Below are 15730 nucleotides of genomic sequence, written 5' to 3' on the forward strand. Positions count from 1 at the left end.
AGGAACTCGCGCTTGCGCGTTCTCTTGGTCTTGCGCTCGAATCCGCTCTCGCTCAGGCTCATCTGTTTCATAACGTCAATCTCGCACATCCCGTGCCAGTGGCGACGGTTCTGCAGACGTTCCCTAGATACTGTCGTTCAATATCAGCAACAGAAACCAACGATTGAGCCGCCAGCAGAAAGATCGGCAACGGATCAAAAAGTGCAACACCGAGCGACAGCGGAAAAGAGAAAGCCGTGGTGGACAACCACCCCTTTTCATCACCAGCAAGAAATTGCACCCATGCCAAGTGCATCAGAGACAGATCACCCCATATCCAGCCTGTATTGTCCACATCCAGAACCGGGGCTCCGAGAAGATAAACAGCAAAGCCTGCGGAAAGCAGCACAGATCCAGCCAATGACAGGATGACTCTTGTGCCCCATGATGAATTTTCTGCGGTCAGGGCAAATTTCGGCACACCAAACATAAAATAATTCCATTCAGGAAATTTCCACGATCATTCACCCGTAGCCGACAGCCAACGAAGCGGTGATCACAAGGGCAGTACCGCCACCTCTTCGGTACCCCGACAATCAATTGCTACGAAATGAAAAGCATTGAATCAATCCAGCAGATCCGGGCCTGCTCAGAGCAATTAAAATCAGACACCAACCTGTTGGCCAGACCGGTCCGCAGGCCAACGCCTTCCGGATGCTATTGAAGGGAGATGATGCCCGGTTCACAATTTATTGGGCATTTGCACGCGCACTCTGATTCATTTCTGCCGAATTAGTGTACATCGGGCAGTCAAGGGGCTGGCCAAACAACAACCGCAGGTGCAGCTTCGCCTGCCACGTCCGGACGACCACCGCTACACTCGCTATTCCATTTTTGGATAACGAGCCGCCGAGGCCGTGCCCCACACCGATACGAGGTCACCATGCCCCTGCCAATCCGCCATCTCACCGCCATACTCTTCGCCGCGCTCGCCCACACCACAACCCACGCCGCCGAAGCCCAGATCGCCGTCGCCGCCAACTTCGCCGAGCCCATCAAGGCCATCGCCGCCGTGCTGGAAAAGACCACGGGCCACACGCTGAAGGTTTCCACCGGTGCCTCCGGCGCGTTCTACACGCAGATCAAAAACGGCGCGCCGTTTGATGTGTTCCTCTCTGCCGACAACGAACGGCCTGAGATGCTTGAGAAAGACGGCCTCACGCAGCCCGGCACCCGCTTCACCTACGCCACCGGCCAGCTGGTGCTGTGGTCGGTCAAGGCGGGCCGGGTGGACGCGAAAGGCGAGGTGCTGAAGGCGGCCGACCTGGGCAAGGTGGCTTACGCCAACCCCAAGACCGCCCCCTACGGCGCGGCGGCGGTGCAGGTGATAGGACGACTGGGCCTGGGTGCGGCGCTCGCGCCGAAGCTGGTGCAAGGCGAGAGCATCGGCCAGACCTTCGGTTTTGTGAAGACCGGCAACGCCGATGTGGGCTTTGTGGCGATGTCGCAGGTGTTGGTGGGTGGGCGCATGAAGGAGGGCTCGATGTGGGTGGTGCCGCCGGCGCTGCACGACCCGATCCGCCAGGACGCGGTGGTGCTCAAGCGCGGCGAAAACAACGAGGCGGCGCAAGCCCTCATCAAGCTGCTGCAGAGCCCGAACATCAAGGAGCTGATCCGCTCCTATGGCTACGGGGTTTGAGGCTGTGCTGCTGACCCCGAGCGATCTCCAGGCGATCTGGCTGACCCTTCAGGTCGCCGGGCTGACCACGCTGATTTTGTTGTTGCTGGGCACGCCGCTGGCCTGGTGGCTGGCGCGTTCGAGGCGATGGTGGGTGAAGCCGGTGGGGGCGCTGGTGGCGCTGCCACTGGTGTTGCCGCCGTCGGTGCTGGGCTTTTATTTGCTGGTCACGCTGGGGCCGCAAGGGCCGCTGGGCCAGGCAATGCTGGCGCTGGGCCTGCCCACCCTGCCCTTCACGTTTGCCGGGCTGGTGGTGGGCTCGGTGTTGTATTCGCTGCCGTTCATGGTGCAGCCGGTGCTGAACAGCATGCAGGCGCTGGGTGAGCGGCCGCTGGAGGCAGCGGCCAGCCTGCGCGCCTCGCCGCTGGACACGTTTTTCAACGTGGTGCTGCCGCTGTGCAAGCCCGGCCTGATCACCGGCACCATCATGAGTTTTGCCCACACGGTGGGCGAGTTTGGCGTGGTGCTGATGGTGGGCGGCAACATCCCGGGCGTGACGCGCGTGGTGTCGGTGCAGATCTTCGACCACGTGGAGGCGCTCGAATACGCCGACGCGCACCGCCTCGCCGCCGTGATGCTGGGCTTTGCCTTTGTGGTGCTGCTGGCGCTGCAGCTCTACAACGGGCGGGCGCTCTGGCTCTGCGAACGGGGGGCGCGCATGAGCGCAGCGCCGGGCCGTTCCCAAGCCAGCTCGCACCGGAGCCCGCAGGGCGAAGGTGGTCCAGTAAGCGGGGATGCCCTGCAACTCACAGCCCACCTGCAGCGCCCCGGCTTCACGCTGAACGTGAGCCTGCAGCTGCCCGCCCACGGCATCACCGTGCTCTTCGGCCCCTCGGGCAGCGGCAAGACGAGCTGCCTGCGCGTACTCGCCGGGCTGGAGCCCTCGGCCCGGGCCCGCGTGGTGGTGGGCGGCCAGGTGTGGCAAGACAGCGAGCGCGGCCTCTTCGTGCCTGTGCACCGCCGGGCCGTGGGCTATGTGTTTCAGGAGGCGAGCCTGTTCGGGCACCTCACGGTCGAGGGCAACCTGCGTTTCGGCTTTGACCGCACGCCCGCGGCCGAGCGCCGCCACGGCTGGGACCACGGCCTGGATCTGCTGGGCATCCACCACCTACTGAGCCGCCGGCCCCACGAGCTCTCAGGCGGCGAGCGCCAGCGTGTGGCCATCGCCCGCGCCCTGGCCGCGAGCCCGCGCGTGCTGCTGATGGACGAGCCGCTGGCCGCGCTGGATGCGGCGCGCAAGGCCGAAATACTGCCGTGGCTGGAGCAACTGCACGAGGCGCTGGACTTGCCGGTGGTGTATGTGACGCACTCGGTGGACGAGGTGGCGCGGCTGGCCGACCACGTGGTGCTGCTGGAGCAGGGCCAGGTGTTGGCGCAGGGGCCGGTGATCGAGCTGATGACCCGCGCCGACCTGCCGCTGGCGCACGGCGACAGCGCGGGCGCGCTGGTGGAGGCCGTCACCTGCGGGCTGCACAGCGAGAGCGGTTTGTGTGAGCTGCGCTTTGACGGCGGTACGCTACTGCTGCCGCAGACGCGGGCCACGCCGCTGCCCGAGTGCACGCCGGTGCGCGTGCGCATCCAGGCGCGTGACGTGAGCATCTCGCGGGTGTTGCCCGAGCAGACCAGCGTGCTCAACATCCTGCCTGCCACGGTGACCGAGGTGAGCGAAGACGGCCCGGGCCAGGTGCTGGTGGGGCTGCACCTGGGGCAAGGCACGCGCCTGCTCTCGCGCATCAGCCGGCTCTCTTGCGAGCGGCTGGGCATCGCGCCCGGCCTGGCGGTCTATGCGCAGATCAAGGGCGTGGCGATGGTGCGTTAAAACCGGTCGGGCCGGAAGGGTTCGAGCGGAATCGACGGTGCTTGCCCCGACAGCAACTCGGCCACCAGCTGCCCGGTGGCGCCGCTTTGCGTCAGGCCCAGGTGCCCGTGCCCGAACGCATACACCACCTGCCGGCTCGCCCTGGCGTGCCCGATGACGGGCAGCGAGTCGGGCAGCGAGGGGCGGTAGCCCATCCACTGCGTGCCGCCCTCGGTTTGCAGCCCCGGCAGCAGGCGCGAGGCCTTCTCCAGCATGTGGGCCGACCGTTTGAAGTTGGGCGGCAGCTTGAGCCCGCCCAGTTCCACCGCTCCACCGACCCGGATGCCGGTCGACAGCGGCGTGACCACAAAACCGTGGGCGCCAAAAATGATCTGGCGCTGGAGGTCGAACGCCCCGGGCGGCAGCGTGGTGTTGTAGCCGCGCTCGGTGTCCAGCGGGATGGCATCGCCCAACTGGGCCGCCAGATGGCGCGACCACGCGCCGGTGGCGATCACCGCCTGCTTGGCACGCACGGCCTCGCCCTGAGCGAGCTGCAGTTTCACACCACCCTCGCGCACGGCGATAGACCGCACCTCCCCCTGGCACCAGGCGGCGCCCGTCTGCATCACATGGCGCCCCAGCGCCGAAGCCACCTCGAACGGGTCGCTCACAGTTTCCCAGTGCGGCACGAAGGTGCCCGCAATGATGGAGCTGGCGAGGCCCGGTTGCAGCGCCCGAAGCCGCTCGCCCTTCACATGCTCGAAGGCGATGCCCGCTTCGGCGCGCAGCTGCCAGCCCGCGAGGCTGGAGCGGAACTCGGCATCACTTTCATAGACCTGCAAGGAGCCGTCCTGGCGGATCATGTGCGATGCCTTCGCGCGCGCCAGCATGGCGTGAAACGCGGGCGCGGCCAGCTGCATCAGCTGCGTCTGCGCCTGCAGGCTCGCCCGGTAGGCCGACGGCCGGCTGGCCAGGCCGAAGCGCAGCAGCCAGGGCAGCATCTGCAGCGCGTAGCCCGGGCGGATGGCCAAGGGCCCCAGCGGGTCGAGCAACCAGCGCGGTGCCTGCCGCAGGATGCGCGGCGAGGCCAGGGGCAGGATGTCGGAAAAGGCCAGCGCACCGGCGTTCTGGGCGCTGGTTTCGAGGGCAATGCCTTTGCGGTCGATCAGCAGCACCGAGCGGCCCTGGGCCACCAGGTGCATCGCCACCGAGAGGCCGATGATGCCGGCGCCCACCACCGCCACATCGGCGCTGGCGGGCTCGGTTTGAGGGGCAGATGTCATGCGTTGTCAGGCCATTGCCGCGCGGAACGCCGCCGGCAGCAAGGGGTCGGCCGGGTCGGCGATCAGCCGCGCTTCGGCGGTGACGTAGGCGCGCCCGGTGATGCTGGGGATGACGCCGTGTTCCGTGGGCTGGTAGCTGGCCTCGAAGCGACTGCCGATCACGCTTTCCTGCACCCAGGTGTCGCCCGGTTGCAGCCTGCCGGCGGCGGCCAGGCAGGCCAGCTTAGCGCTGGTGCCGGTGCCGCAAGGGGAGCGGTCGTAGGCGCCGCCGGGGCACAGCACGAAGTTGCGGCTGTGCGCGTCGGCGGCCACCGCGGGGCCGAAGAACTCGATGTGGTCGATCTCGGCACCATCACGCCCAGTGATGCCGTCGCGCACCAGCGTCACCTTGACGGCCTCGGCCTGGCGGGTGAGTTCGCCCACGTTCTGCAGCGTCAGCTCGCAGGGCGTGCTGTGGCACAAAAAGAACCAGTTGCCGCCCCAGGCCACGTCGCCCACCACGCGGCCCAGGCCGGGCACGTCGATCTCGACCTCGCGCCGGAAGACCTGGCTCTCGACGTTCTGGATCGTCACTTCGTTGGCGGACCGGAGGTCCACGCTCACCACGCCGACCGGTGTTTCGAAGCGGTGCACGCCCGGGCCGATGCGACCCATGTGGGCGAGCGTGACGGCGGCGCCGATGGTGCCGTGGCCACACATGCCGATGTAGCCGGTGTTGTTGAAGAAGATCAGGCCGGCGGCGCAGCTGCTGTCCACCGGTTCACACAACAGGGCGCCGACCACCGCGTCGTAGCCGCGCGGCTCGTTGGCGGCCAGCACGCGGTAGTGGTCGAAGTCGCGGGCAAAAAGGGCTTTGCGCTCGATCAAGGAACCATTGCCCAGCGGAGGCCCACCGGCCACCACCAGCCGCGTGGGCTCGCCCTCGGTGTGGGAGTCGATGACCTGCATCTCGATGCGCGTCATGTTCGGTGCCATCTTCGGTGTCATGTTCAGGCCCTCCCTGGCCAGCTGGCGTACCAGCGTTTGAAGAGTTCGAACTGGCCCGTGGCGTAGTTCTTCTGGCTGTCCGACAGCGCATCGCTGGGGTTGAAATGCAGGGCATATTCCGCGTGGCCCTGCAGCACCATGAGGTGCTTGAAGTACAGCACCAGGTCCACGCCTTCGTCAAAAGACGACAGCACCGCCAGCGCCGCCTCCAGCTCAAGCGCCTGTTGGCGGGCCAGCACGTCGCCGCTGGCCGCCTGCTCGCAAAGGGCCACCAGTTGCAGCACTTCCTTGGGCAGCACGTTGCCGATGCCGGTGATGGCGCCCTTCGCGCCGCAGTTGACGAAGCCGTGGAACACCTGCGTGTCCACACCGACCATCAGCGTCACGCCCGCATCGCGCGAGGTGATGTGCTCCGCCGCGTAACGCAACGAAGCCGCGCCGCCGAACTCTTTGAAGCCGATCAGGTGGGGGAAGCGCGAGCGCAGCTCAAAGAACAGGTCGGCCTTGGTTTCGTAGCCGTAGTAGGGGCTGTTGTAGATCACGCTGGGCAGGTCGACCGCAGCGGTGAGGATGTCGGCAAAGTGGGCGCGCTGGGCCGCCGCCGAGTTGCCGCGCGACAGCACGCGGGGAATGATCATGAGCCCCTTGGCGCCGCAGGCCTTGGCGTGGGCGGCCAGCGCGCTGGCGCGGGCCGTGTTCTGCGCCCCGGTGCCCACGATCACGGGCAGGCCGGCGTTGGTCAGGCGCTCGACGCCTTGCATGCGCTGCTCGTCGCTCAGCAAGGGCCAGTCGCCCATGGAACCGCAGTACACCAGGGCCGACATGCCGGCGCCAATGAGGTCGCGGCCGGTCTGGACCAGGGCGTCGAAATCCGGTTGCCGGTCGGGCGTGCAAGGGGTCATCAAGGCGGGGATGGTGCCGCTGAAAATGCTGCTGCTCATGGGTGGTTGCTCCGTTCAAGTGACTGTTAAGCTGCCGGCAGTCTCGCAGTTTGGGCGCGCCATGTCTTGTCGGAAAGTGGGGCGCCGACTGGGGAAATTGCACAAACGGTCGGGCCTCAATGCCATGGATGTTTCTCTGCCAGCGCCCCTGTCACCAGGGCTCCTGATCGACCACGGGTTCTTCCGGGGCGACCTGCTGTTCGACCACGTGCCCGACACCGTGTTCTTCCTGAAGGACACGCAGGGGCGCTACACGGCGGTCAACCACACCCTGGTTCAGCGCTGCGGCTTCGAGCACAAGGCGGAACTGATCGGCCAGACGGCGGAACAGGTGTTCCCGCTCCCGCTGGGCTCCGGGTTTTCGCAACAGGACCAACGCGTCCTGCAAGGCGGCCCTCCGATCAATGCTCAGTTGGAGCTGCACCTGTACGGCAACCGGCAACCGGGCTGGTGCCTCACCTGGAAGGTGGCGGTCACCGACCCGCAAGGCCGCATCGTCGGGCTGGCCGGGTTGTCGCGCGACATCCAGCAGCCCATGGGTTCCACGAAGGAGGCGGCTGCGGTGTCGCGCGTCATCGAGCACGTTGCGCAGCACCTGGACTCACCCCTGCCGCTGGAAGAGCTGGCCGCGCTGGCCGGCCTGTCGGTGTTTCAGCTGGACCAGCGCATTCGCGGCCTGTTTGGTGTGACGGCGGGGCAGTACGTGCTTCGGGCGCGCATCGAGCGGGCGTGCGACTTGTTGCGCCATTCGCGTGACCCGATCAGCGAAGTCGCTCTGACGTGTGGCTACGCCGACCAGGCATCGTTCACACGCCAGTTCCGCAAATCGGTGGGGCTCACGCCGTCAGCGTACAGAGCGATGAAGTGAAGTCAGCGGGCGGCTGAGGCCGCGTTCGGGAAGAACAGCTGCTCGCCACCGATCTTGTAGTCGGCAATGACTTTCTGCCCAGCGGCGCCGGTCACCCAGTCGACGAACTTCTGGCCGTCGGCGGTTTTCACCTGCGGGTGTTTGGCGGCGCTCACGAGCATCACGCCGTACTGGTTGAACAGGCGCTTGTCGCCTTCGACCAGCACCACCATGTCGGCGCGGTTCTTGAAGTTGAGCCAGGTGCCGCGGTCGGCCAGCACGTAGGCGCCGCTGCTGGCGCCGATGTTGAGGGCGGGGCCCATGCCGCAACCGCATTCTTTGTAGCCCGAACCTTTGTTGGCGTCGGTGTCGGTCATCTTCCAGAAGCGCAGCTCGGCGGCGTGCGTGCCGCTCTTGTCGCCACGCGAGATGAAGGGCGCGTTGCCGGTGGCGACCTTCTTGAGCGCGGCCACGATGTCGTTGCCTTTGGTGGCGGCCGGGTCGGCCTTGGGGCCAATCAGCACGAAGTCGTTGTACATGACCTCCTGGCGCTTGGCAGCAAAGCCGTCGGCCACGAACTTCTCTTCGGCCACCTTGTCGTGCACGAACAGTACATCGGCATCGCCGCGGCGCGCCATGTCGATGGCCTGGCCGGTGCCCAGCGCCACGACCTTCACGTCGATGTTGGTGGCCTTCTTGAACTCGGGCAACAGGTAACCAAACAGGCCCGACTGTTCGGTGGACGTGGTGGACGCCACGACGATGCTGCTCTGCGCGAGCGCGGAGCTGCTGGCCAGAAGGCCAGCAGACACCATACCGGCGGCGACCAGCAGTCGCACCATGGTGCGGCGGGGATGATTCAAATTCATTGTGTTTCTCCTTTGACGAACAGATGGGCCTGGGGGCAGTGCGCCTCCAGGAAGGCGTGGTTGAAAAAATGATTCACGGGCAGGTCGGCCAGCAGTTGCCCCTGCTCCAGGTAGATGACGCGGCTGGCCAGGCGCTTGACCTGGCCGAGGTTGTGGCTGGCGAACACCAGCGTGGGCGGCAGTCGGTGCGGGGCGGGCACCTCGTCGCTGAAGTCGGCGATCAGCGCCTCCACGTCGCGCTTGGCGTGCGGATCGAGGCTGGCGGTGGGCTCGTCGAGCAGCCACACGTCGGGCTGGAGGGCCCAGGCACGCGCCAGCGCCACGCGCTGCTGCTGCCCGCCCGAGAGCGCGCGGCCGTTGCGCTCCGCCAGATGAAGCAAGTCCACCCGGGCCAGCGCCTGGTGCGCGCGCTCGCGCGTCTGCCCCCAGGGCACGCCGCTGAGCCACAGGCCCAGCTGCAGGTTGCGCCGCACCGACATGCGCAGCATGTGTGGGCGCTGGAACAACATGGCGATGCGCGAGGCCCGAGGCACCTGCCGCTCGCCGGATGCGATGGGTAGCAAGCCGTGCAGCGCGCGCAGCAGGGTGCTCTTGCCACAGCCGTTGGGGCCGACCAGCGCGACGCGCTCGCCCGCCTGGATGGACAGGGTGATCTGGCGCAGCGCCTCCACCTGCGCGGCTGGGCCCAGGCTCACGTGCACCGCCTTCAGCGTGAGCACAACCGGCTTGCGCTCGAGTTCGCTGGCGGTGGGACCGACGCCGGGTTGCTCGATCCTCATGTGGTGGCCATGCGCAGATCGCCACCGTCGAGGTGTTCGCGCCAGCGGCGCAGCAGCGCCACCCCGCTGTTGAGCAGCAGCACCACGGCCAGCAGCACGAGGCCCAGCCCGAGCGCGAGCGGCAGGTCGCCCTTGCTGGTTTCGAGCGCGATGGCGGTGGTCATGACGCGGGTGAAGCCGTCGATGTTGCCGCCGACGATCATCACCGCGCCCACCTCGGACACGGCGCGACCGAAGGCGGTGATCAGCACCGTGAGTAGCGCATAGCGCTCGTCCCAGGCCATGAGCAGGCTGCGCAGGCCCAGACCCGCGCCCAGCGAGCCGAGTTGTTCACCGTGGTCGCGGTCGGCGTCCTCCACCACCTGGCGCGTGAGCGCGGTCACCAGCGGCAGCACCAGGATGGCCTGCGCCAGCACCATGGCCTGAAAGCTGAACAGCCAGCCCAGAAAACCCAGCGGGCCCGAGCGCGACAGCAGCAGATAGATCACCAGGCCCACCACCACCGAGGGAATAGCGAGGAAGGTGTTGAGCAGCGTGAGCACCACCGAGCGGCCGGGGAAACGCGCCACGGCCAGCCAGGCGCCGAGCAGCAAACCCATGCTGCAGGCCAGCAGGCAGGCGGTGGCGCTCACCGCGAGCGAGCGCGACACGATGGCCCAGAGTGCGGCGTCGCCGTCGAGGATGAGTTGCAGCGCGGTGGTGACGCTGTCGGTGAAGGTGTTCATAGCTGCGCCGCAGCATAAGCGCACAAACGGCCTTTGAGAGTACGTGGCAACTAGGTATGAAATGGCGTGCATAGGGGTCAAGCCAATCCCCGAAGCGCTGAGGCACACTTGCCGCCCATGAGACGCATCGAGATGTCCTACTCGCTCAGCGCCGAGCGACCCGAACGGCCCAACGGCCCGGCCCTGCTGCGCAACAGCATGATGGACGTGCTGCAGGCGGTGCGCGCGCACGGGTCGATTTCGGCCGCGGCGCGCCAGCTGGGTCTGTCGTACCGCCATGTGTGGGGTCAGCTCAAAGACTGGGAGACCCAGCTCGGCCACGAGCTGATCGTGTGGGAGCGGGGCCAAGCGGCGCAGCTGTCGCCCTTTGGCCAGCGCCTGCTGATGGCCGAGCGCCTGGCGCAGGCGCGCCTGGGTCCGCAGGTGGAGGCCTTGCGCGCCGAACTGGAGCGCGCCTTCTCACGCGCCTTCGAGACCACCTCGCCCGGCCCGGGCAGCGAGCTGCTCACGCTCTACGCCAGCCACGACCACGCGTTGATCGAGCTGCAGGAACTCGCCGCCGCCCTGCCCTCCACCCCGACCGAAGACCAGCGCCTGCACCTCGACATCCGTTCCACCGGCAGCGTGGATGCGATCCGGGCGCTCAACGAAGGGCGTTGCCTGCTGGCCGGTTTTCACACCCAGCCCTTCGCCGACGCGAGCAGCCTGAGCGCGCGCACCTACCGCCCGCTGCTCAAGCCCGGCACCCACAAGATCATCGGCTTCGCGCGGCGCTCGCAGGGCCTGATGGTGGCGCCCGGCAATCCTCTGCGGCTGAGCGATATGGAAGACGTGGCGCAGCTTGGTGCGCGCTTTGTCAACCGGGCGCGCGGCACCGGCACGCGCTTGCTGCTGGAAGAGTTGCTCACCCAGCGCGGTCTCGACCCCAAGGCCATTCAAGGGTTCGAGCGCGTGGAGTCGTCGCATGCCGCGGTGGCGCACGCGGTGGCCAGCGGCGACGCCGACGTGGGCCTGGGCACCGAGTACGCCGCGCGCAGCCAAGGCCTGGGTTTCGTGCCTTTGACCGAAGAGCGTTACCTGCTGGTGTGTTTGAAGTCCGCCCTGGAACAACCGGCCGTGCAACGGCTGCTGGCCTTGCTGCGCAGCGCACGCTGGCAGTCGCACCTCAACCACCTGCCCGGCTATGCAGCCGACCACAGTGGGGAGGTGGCTGCGATGAAGCGGTTGCTGCCTTGGTGGAGGTAGAACCCACCATGTAGGGACAGGTTCGATCGCGCACCTCGCGGCCAAGGCGTGTGCGCTCAGGCCGCAGCGCTTGAGTGAAGCGGCCGGCGCTGCGCACCGACTCCCCTGCGATGCTCGCGGCCGTGGCCCCGTCGCCAAACTCGCGCCGTTCGCTGCGCTCTCTCTGCTCAGACATGGCGACGAATCAGTTGACGAAGCGCGCTGCGCGCGCGGCCACGGCCCCTGCGCTTCTCGGCGCCTCACATGGCGCGCTGCGGCCTGAGCGCACACGCCTTGGCAAACAACGTGTTGGCGCACGAACGGTGGAATACCTAAACGTCTATTGCTGCGGCAGGCGCTGTGCGGTGGGGGCGACTTTCCGGGGTGGCTGTGTCCGCCCGTGTGGGGCCGGGCGCGCAAGTGCGCGCTTCGTCAACTGACTCGCGGCCACTGTCTGAACGGAGGGAGCGAAGCGAACGAAGAGAGTTTGGCCGCGCCGGCCCCAGACGGGTGGGCTCAGCGAAGTCGGCGAAGCTGACCACCCAGGATGAGTCCCCACCGGACAGCGCCTGCCGCAGCCGCGAGGTGTTGCACCCAAAGAAAAACGGCTCAAACAACCCCAAAAGAACACCAACTCAGAAGGCTTCTTTCTCCGCCTCCAGGTAAGCCATGCTGGTGTACTTCCCGATGTTGCTGTCAAACCCGGCCATTGTCTTGGCGCGGCTGGCGACGCGGGGGCCTTTCATACCAGTGTCTTCGCGCCATCGAGCGGGATGCCGTCCTTGACGGCCTCAATCATTCAAAAATAAGCATGCAATTATTATTGGATAATATGGCCGTCTTCTGGGGCGCACAAGGCACCCGGAGCGCGCTGTCAGGACGCCTTGGCAGGCTCTGCGGCGGCGGGAACCGGCAGGCGCCGAGCGATCTCGGCCACGAGTTGCCGGGCCAGCGACAGCTTCGACGCCCGGGGCAGCTCGGTGTTGCCCTGTTCGTCGACCAGCAGCAAGGCGTTGTCGTCCTGGCCGAAGGTGTCGGGCCCGATGTTGCCCACCAGCAATGGCACCCCCTTGCGCAGCCGCTTGGCCTGGGCGTGGGTCAGCAGGTCCTGGCTCTCTGCGGCAAAGCCCACGCAGAACAGCATCTTGTTGAGCGAGCGCTGGCTCATCGCGATGCCCGCAAGGATGTCGGGGTTCTCAACGAAAGACAGTGTGGGCACATGGCCCGAACCGTCCTTTTTGATCTTCTGCACCGCCGTCTCGGCCGGGCGCCAGTCGGCAACGGCGGCGGCCGAGATGAAGACCGTGGCCGACTGGCTCAGCACGTTGAGCGTCTTCTGCATGTTGAGCGCCGACTTCACATTGATGCGCCCCACCCCGCGCGGCGTCGGCAGGCTCACGGGCCCGGCCACCAGCGTCACGTGCGCCCCCGCCTCATGCGCTGCGCGCGCGATGGCAAAGCCCATCTTCCCGCTCGACAGGTTGGTCAGCCCCCGCACCGGGTCGATGGCCTCGAAGGTAGGGCCGGCGCTCACCAGCACCTGCTGCCCCGCGAGCAGCTTGGGCGTGAAGAAGCGTTGAATTTCGTAGAGCAGCTCCTCGGGTTCGAGCATGCGCCCGTCGCCGGTTTCACCGCAGGCCTGGTCGCCCGCGCCCACGTCGAGCACGGTGGCGCCATCGCTGCGCAACTGCGCCACATTGCGCTGCGTGGCCGGGTGGGCCCACATCTCGCGGTTCATGGCCGGGGCCAGGATCAGTGGCACCTTGCCGGTGGGACGGGCCAGGCACATCAGGCTCAGCAGATCGTCTGCCCGGCCGTGCAGCAGCTTGGCCATGAAGTCGGCGCTGGCGGGCGCCACCACGATGGCGTCGGCCTCCCGGCTCAGGTTGATGTGCGGCATGTTGTTGTCCACACCGGCCGAGGTGCGGTCGTCCCATTGGGAACTGAACACCGGCCGGCCCGAGAGCGCCTGCATGGTCACGGGCGTGATGAACTGGGCGGCCGCCTCGGTCATGACCACCTGCACCGTGGAACCGGCCTTGATCAAGGTGCGGCAGAGCTCTGCGGCCTTGTAGCAGGCAATGCCGCCCGACAGCCCGAGGACGATGTGTTTTCCGGCAAGATCGTTCATGGGCGCAATGTAGCAGTTTGAAATGATTTTCAACATCCTTTCGAGCGAAGCCATAATCGCCGGGTCCCCCCTTTCCCCATACCCACATACCATGCGCATTTCTGGCCATCTGAACCTTCTGGCTTCCCTCTCCCTGGTGGTCATACTGGCGGGTTGCGGAGGCGGCTCGGACGATGCTGAGGACACTGGCCCGGCGCCCACCGGCGGGGCCTTGGCCAACCTGTGGTTTGCCGACAGCGACAGCTACCACCCACTGGACAAGCTCAAGCCCAACGGCTCGTTCTACACCGGCACCGAAGCCGACTTCGGCACGCAGAATCCCGCTTACGCCGCAGACACAGCCACCCAGTCGCGCTGGGCCATCGACACCTCGGCGGTGCCACCCGAGGGCAAGACCCTGAGCTACTCGTTCAAGGTGGAGGGTGTGAACGCCGCTGAGAACGCCGCGAAGGCACTCACGAGCAACCTGAAGATCAACACCGCCACGGGCCTGATCACCCAGTCGTGCAAGGGCTTCCCCGAGTGTTACGACAACACATCGTCGGCCGACGAAGACTTCCTGATCACCGTGACTGCTCAGGCGAGCGGTGGCGGCCGGCTCGTGCGCAATTTCCTGCTTCGCGTGCGTCGCAACAACTGAACCCGAGCCGGTCACTGACGGCTTCGCTGGCTGAGAGGGCAGGAAAAGGGCGCCCTTTATAATCGCCATTTCCACCTCCTGCGAGCGACTGGCTCGCCCGAGACATGACCAAATTTGTGTTCGTCACCGGCGGTGTGGTGTCCTCCCTTGGCAAGGGCATTGCTTCTGCTTCCCTGGCTGCGATCCTCGAATCGCGCGGCCTCAACGTCACCCTCATCAAGCTCGACCCGTACATCAACGTGGATCCGGGCACCATGTCGCCCTTCCAGCACGGTGAGGTGTTCGTCACCGACGACGGAGCCGAAACCGACCTGGACCTGGGTCACTACGAGCGTTTCATCGAAACGCGCATGAAGAAGACCAACAACTTCACCACCGGCAAGATCTACCAGTCGGTGCTGGAGAAAGAGCGCCGCGGTGACTACCTCGGCAAGACGGTGCAGGTGATCCCGCACGTCACCAACGAAATCCAGGAATTCATCAAGCGCGGCGCTGGCATCGGCACGCCCGACGCGGTGGACGTGGCCATCGTCGAGATCGGCGGCACGGTGGGCGACATCGAGTCCCTGCCCTTCCTTGAAGCCGTGCGCCAGATGAGCCTGCGCATGGGCCCGAACAACTCGGCCTTCGTGCACCTGACCTACCTGCCCTGGATCGCGGCCGCCGGCGAGTTGAAGACCAAGCCCACGCAGCACACGGTGCAGAAGCTGCGCGAGATCGGCATCTCGGCCGATGCCCTGCTGTGCCGCGCCGACCGCCGCATTCCCGAAGAGGAACGCGCCAAGATTTCGCTGTTCACCAACGTGCCCGAATGGGGCGTGATCAGCATGTGGGATGTGGACACCATTTACAAGGTGCCGCGCATGCTGCACGAGCAGGGCCTGGACGGCCTGATCTGCGACAAGCTGCGCCTGAACACGCCGCCCACCAGCCTCAAGCGCTGGGACGATCTGGTGCACGAGACCGAGCACCCGCAAGGCGAGGTGAAGATCGCCATGGTCGGCAAGTACGTCGACCTGTCCGACAGCTACAAGTCGGTCAACGAAGCCCTGCGCCACGCCGGCATGCGCAACCATGTGCGCGTGACCATCGATCACCTCGATTCCGAGACCATGGAAGGCGCTGACGCCGCTGAGAAGCTGGCGCAGTACGACGCCATTCTGGTGCCCGGCGGCTTCGGCCAGCGCGGGGTGGAAGGCAAGATCAACACCGCCCGCTTTGCCCGCGAACACAAGGTGCCTTACCTCGGCATCTGCCTGGGCATGCAGGTCGCCACCATCGAATACGCGCGCCACGTGGCCGGTCTGAAAAACGCCAACAGCACCGAATTCGACCCGGCCACGCCGCACCCGGTGATCGCGCTGATCACCGAGTGGAAAGACGCCGACGGCAGCATCCAGACGCGCGACGCCAGTTCCGACCTCGGTGGCACCATGCGGCTGGGCGCTCAGAGTTCCGACGTGACCAAAGACTCGCTGGCCCACAGCATCTACGGCGACGTGGTCACCGAGCGCCACCGCCACCGCTACGAAGCCAACGTCAACTACCTCGACCAGCTGCGCAAGGCCGGTCTGGTGATCTCGGCGCTGACGCAGCGCGAGCAGCTGACCGAGATCGTGGAGTTGCCCAAGGCCGTGCATCCGTGGTTCATCGGCGTGCAGTTCCACCCCGAGTTCAAGTCCACGCCCTGGGCCGGTCACCCGCTGTTCAACGCCTTCATCAAGGCGGCGGTGGAACAACACGGCCGACAGAAGCTCAAGGCCGTGGCCTGAAAGGCTGAGCGACATGC

The 15730-nt window shown here is 66.4% G+C and carries 14 protein-coding genes and 1 pseudogene; 7 read left to right on the top strand and 8 right to left on the bottom strand.

Going from position 1 to position 15730, the window contains the following annotated elements; translation table 11 throughout:
* Positions 1–67: 67 nt before the first annotated feature.
* A complete protein-coding gene (locus tag B0E41_RS26675; protein WP_143433872.1) occupies positions 68–469 on the bottom strand; it encodes a hypothetical protein in 402 nt (133 codons plus the stop codon).
* Between the two features lie 453 nt (positions 470–922).
* On the opposite strand from B0E41_RS26675, the gene modA reads away from it, so the two are divergent.
* The 3 genes and pseudogenes from modA to modC all read left to right on the top strand — a co-directional run bounded on the left by modA (position 923) and on the right by modC (position 3536).
* Positions 923–1678 (top strand): molybdate ABC transporter substrate-binding protein, encoded by a 756-nt coding sequence (gene modA, locus B0E41_RS16855; protein ID WP_077332421.1) that lies wholly within the window; start codon positions 923–925, stop codon positions 1676–1678.
* Positions 1662–2342, top strand: a pseudogene (gene modB / locus B0E41_RS27355) (molybdate ABC transporter permease subunit); the annotation flags it as partial. The gene modA and the pseudogene modB, both read left to right, overlap by 17 nt.
* Positions 2343–2375: 33 nt before the next feature.
* Positions 2376–3536 (top strand): molybdenum ABC transporter ATP-binding protein, encoded by a 1161-nt coding sequence (gene modC, locus B0E41_RS27360; RefSeq protein WP_216350772.1) that lies wholly within the window; start codon positions 2376–2378, stop codon positions 3534–3536.
* Here the strand turns inward: modC and B0E41_RS16865 are convergent.
* The 3 genes from B0E41_RS16865 to B0E41_RS16875 are packed head-to-tail and all read right to left on the bottom strand — an operon-like array spanning position 3533 to position 6726.
* Positions 3533–4798: an FAD-dependent oxidoreductase gene (locus tag B0E41_RS16865; RefSeq protein ID WP_077332425.1), complete on the bottom strand. Its 1266-nt coding sequence runs from the start codon at positions 4796–4798 to the stop codon at positions 3533–3535. The genes modC and B0E41_RS16865 overlap by 4 nt on opposite strands.
* A 6-nt stretch (positions 4799–4804) precedes the next feature.
* Complete coding sequence (locus tag B0E41_RS16870) at positions 4805–5785, bottom strand: proline racemase family protein (protein WP_290440853.1); 981 nt, start codon at positions 5783–5785, stop codon at positions 4805–4807.
* 2 nt (positions 5786–5787) lie between these two features.
* Positions 5788–6726, bottom strand: coding sequence for a dihydrodipicolinate synthase family protein (locus B0E41_RS16875; RefSeq protein WP_077332427.1), 939 nt, complete (start codon positions 6724–6726; stop codon positions 5788–5790).
* Positions 6727–6850: 124 nt separating this feature from the next.
* On the opposite strand from B0E41_RS16875, the gene B0E41_RS26680 reads away from it, so the two are divergent.
* Positions 6851–7594, top strand: coding sequence for an AraC family transcriptional regulator (locus B0E41_RS26680; RefSeq protein ID WP_171984794.1), 744 nt, complete (start codon positions 6851–6853; stop codon positions 7592–7594).
* Positions 7595–7596: 2 nt separating this feature from the next.
* Here the strand turns inward: B0E41_RS26680 and B0E41_RS16890 are convergent, their stop codons facing one another.
* Genes B0E41_RS16890 through B0E41_RS16900 form a run of 3 tightly spaced genes read right to left on the bottom strand, consistent with a single transcriptional unit; the run spans position 7597 to position 9946 of the window.
* Positions 7597–8388, bottom strand: coding sequence for a substrate-binding domain-containing protein (locus tag B0E41_RS16890; RefSeq protein WP_253194950.1), 792 nt, complete (start codon positions 8386–8388; stop codon positions 7597–7599).
* Between the two features lie 50 nt (positions 8389–8438).
* Entirely contained in the window at positions 8439–9221 is a 783-nt protein-coding gene (locus B0E41_RS16895) for a phosphate ABC transporter ATP-binding protein (protein WP_077332429.1), read from the bottom strand.
* The gene (locus B0E41_RS16900; protein WP_077332431.1) at positions 9218–9946 is read right to left on the bottom strand and encodes an ABC transporter permease; all 729 of its coding nucleotides are present in this window, start codon (positions 9944–9946) and stop codon (positions 9218–9220) included. The genes B0E41_RS16895 and B0E41_RS16900 overlap by 4 nt, the downstream gene beginning before the upstream one ends.
* Positions 9947–10063: 117 nt before the next feature.
* Between B0E41_RS16900 and B0E41_RS16905 the strand changes: the two genes are divergently transcribed.
* Positions 10064–11191, top strand: a complete 1128-nt coding sequence (locus B0E41_RS16905) for a substrate-binding domain-containing protein (RefSeq protein WP_077332433.1) — start codon at positions 10064–10066, stop codon at positions 11189–11191.
* Between the two features lie 853 nt (positions 11192–12044).
* Here the strand turns inward: B0E41_RS16905 and coaBC are convergent.
* Positions 12045–13301: a bifunctional phosphopantothenoylcysteine decarboxylase/phosphopantothenate--cysteine ligase CoaBC gene (gene coaBC / locus B0E41_RS16910; RefSeq protein ID WP_077332435.1), complete on the bottom strand. Its 1257-nt coding sequence runs from the start codon at positions 13299–13301 to the stop codon at positions 12045–12047.
* A 91-nt stretch (positions 13302–13392) separates the two neighbouring features.
* Here coaBC and B0E41_RS16915 point away from each other — a divergent pair, with 91 nt between their 5' ends.
* Positions 13393–13941 carry a hypothetical protein gene (locus tag B0E41_RS16915; RefSeq protein ID WP_143433874.1) on the top strand — a complete coding sequence of 183 codons (549 nt, stop codon included), beginning with the start codon at positions 13393–13395 and terminating at the stop codon, positions 13939–13941.
* Positions 13942–14045: 104 nt separating this feature from the next.
* The gene (locus B0E41_RS16920; protein WP_077332439.1) at positions 14046–15713 is read left to right on the top strand and encodes a CTP synthase; all 1668 of its coding nucleotides are present in this window, start codon (positions 14046–14048) and stop codon (positions 15711–15713) included.
* Positions 15714–15730 lie beyond the last annotated feature (17 nt).

It is taken from the genome of Hydrogenophaga sp. A37, assembly GCF_002001205.1.
Taxonomy (GTDB): domain Bacteria; phylum Pseudomonadota; class Gammaproteobacteria; order Burkholderiales; family Burkholderiaceae_C; genus Hydrogenophaga.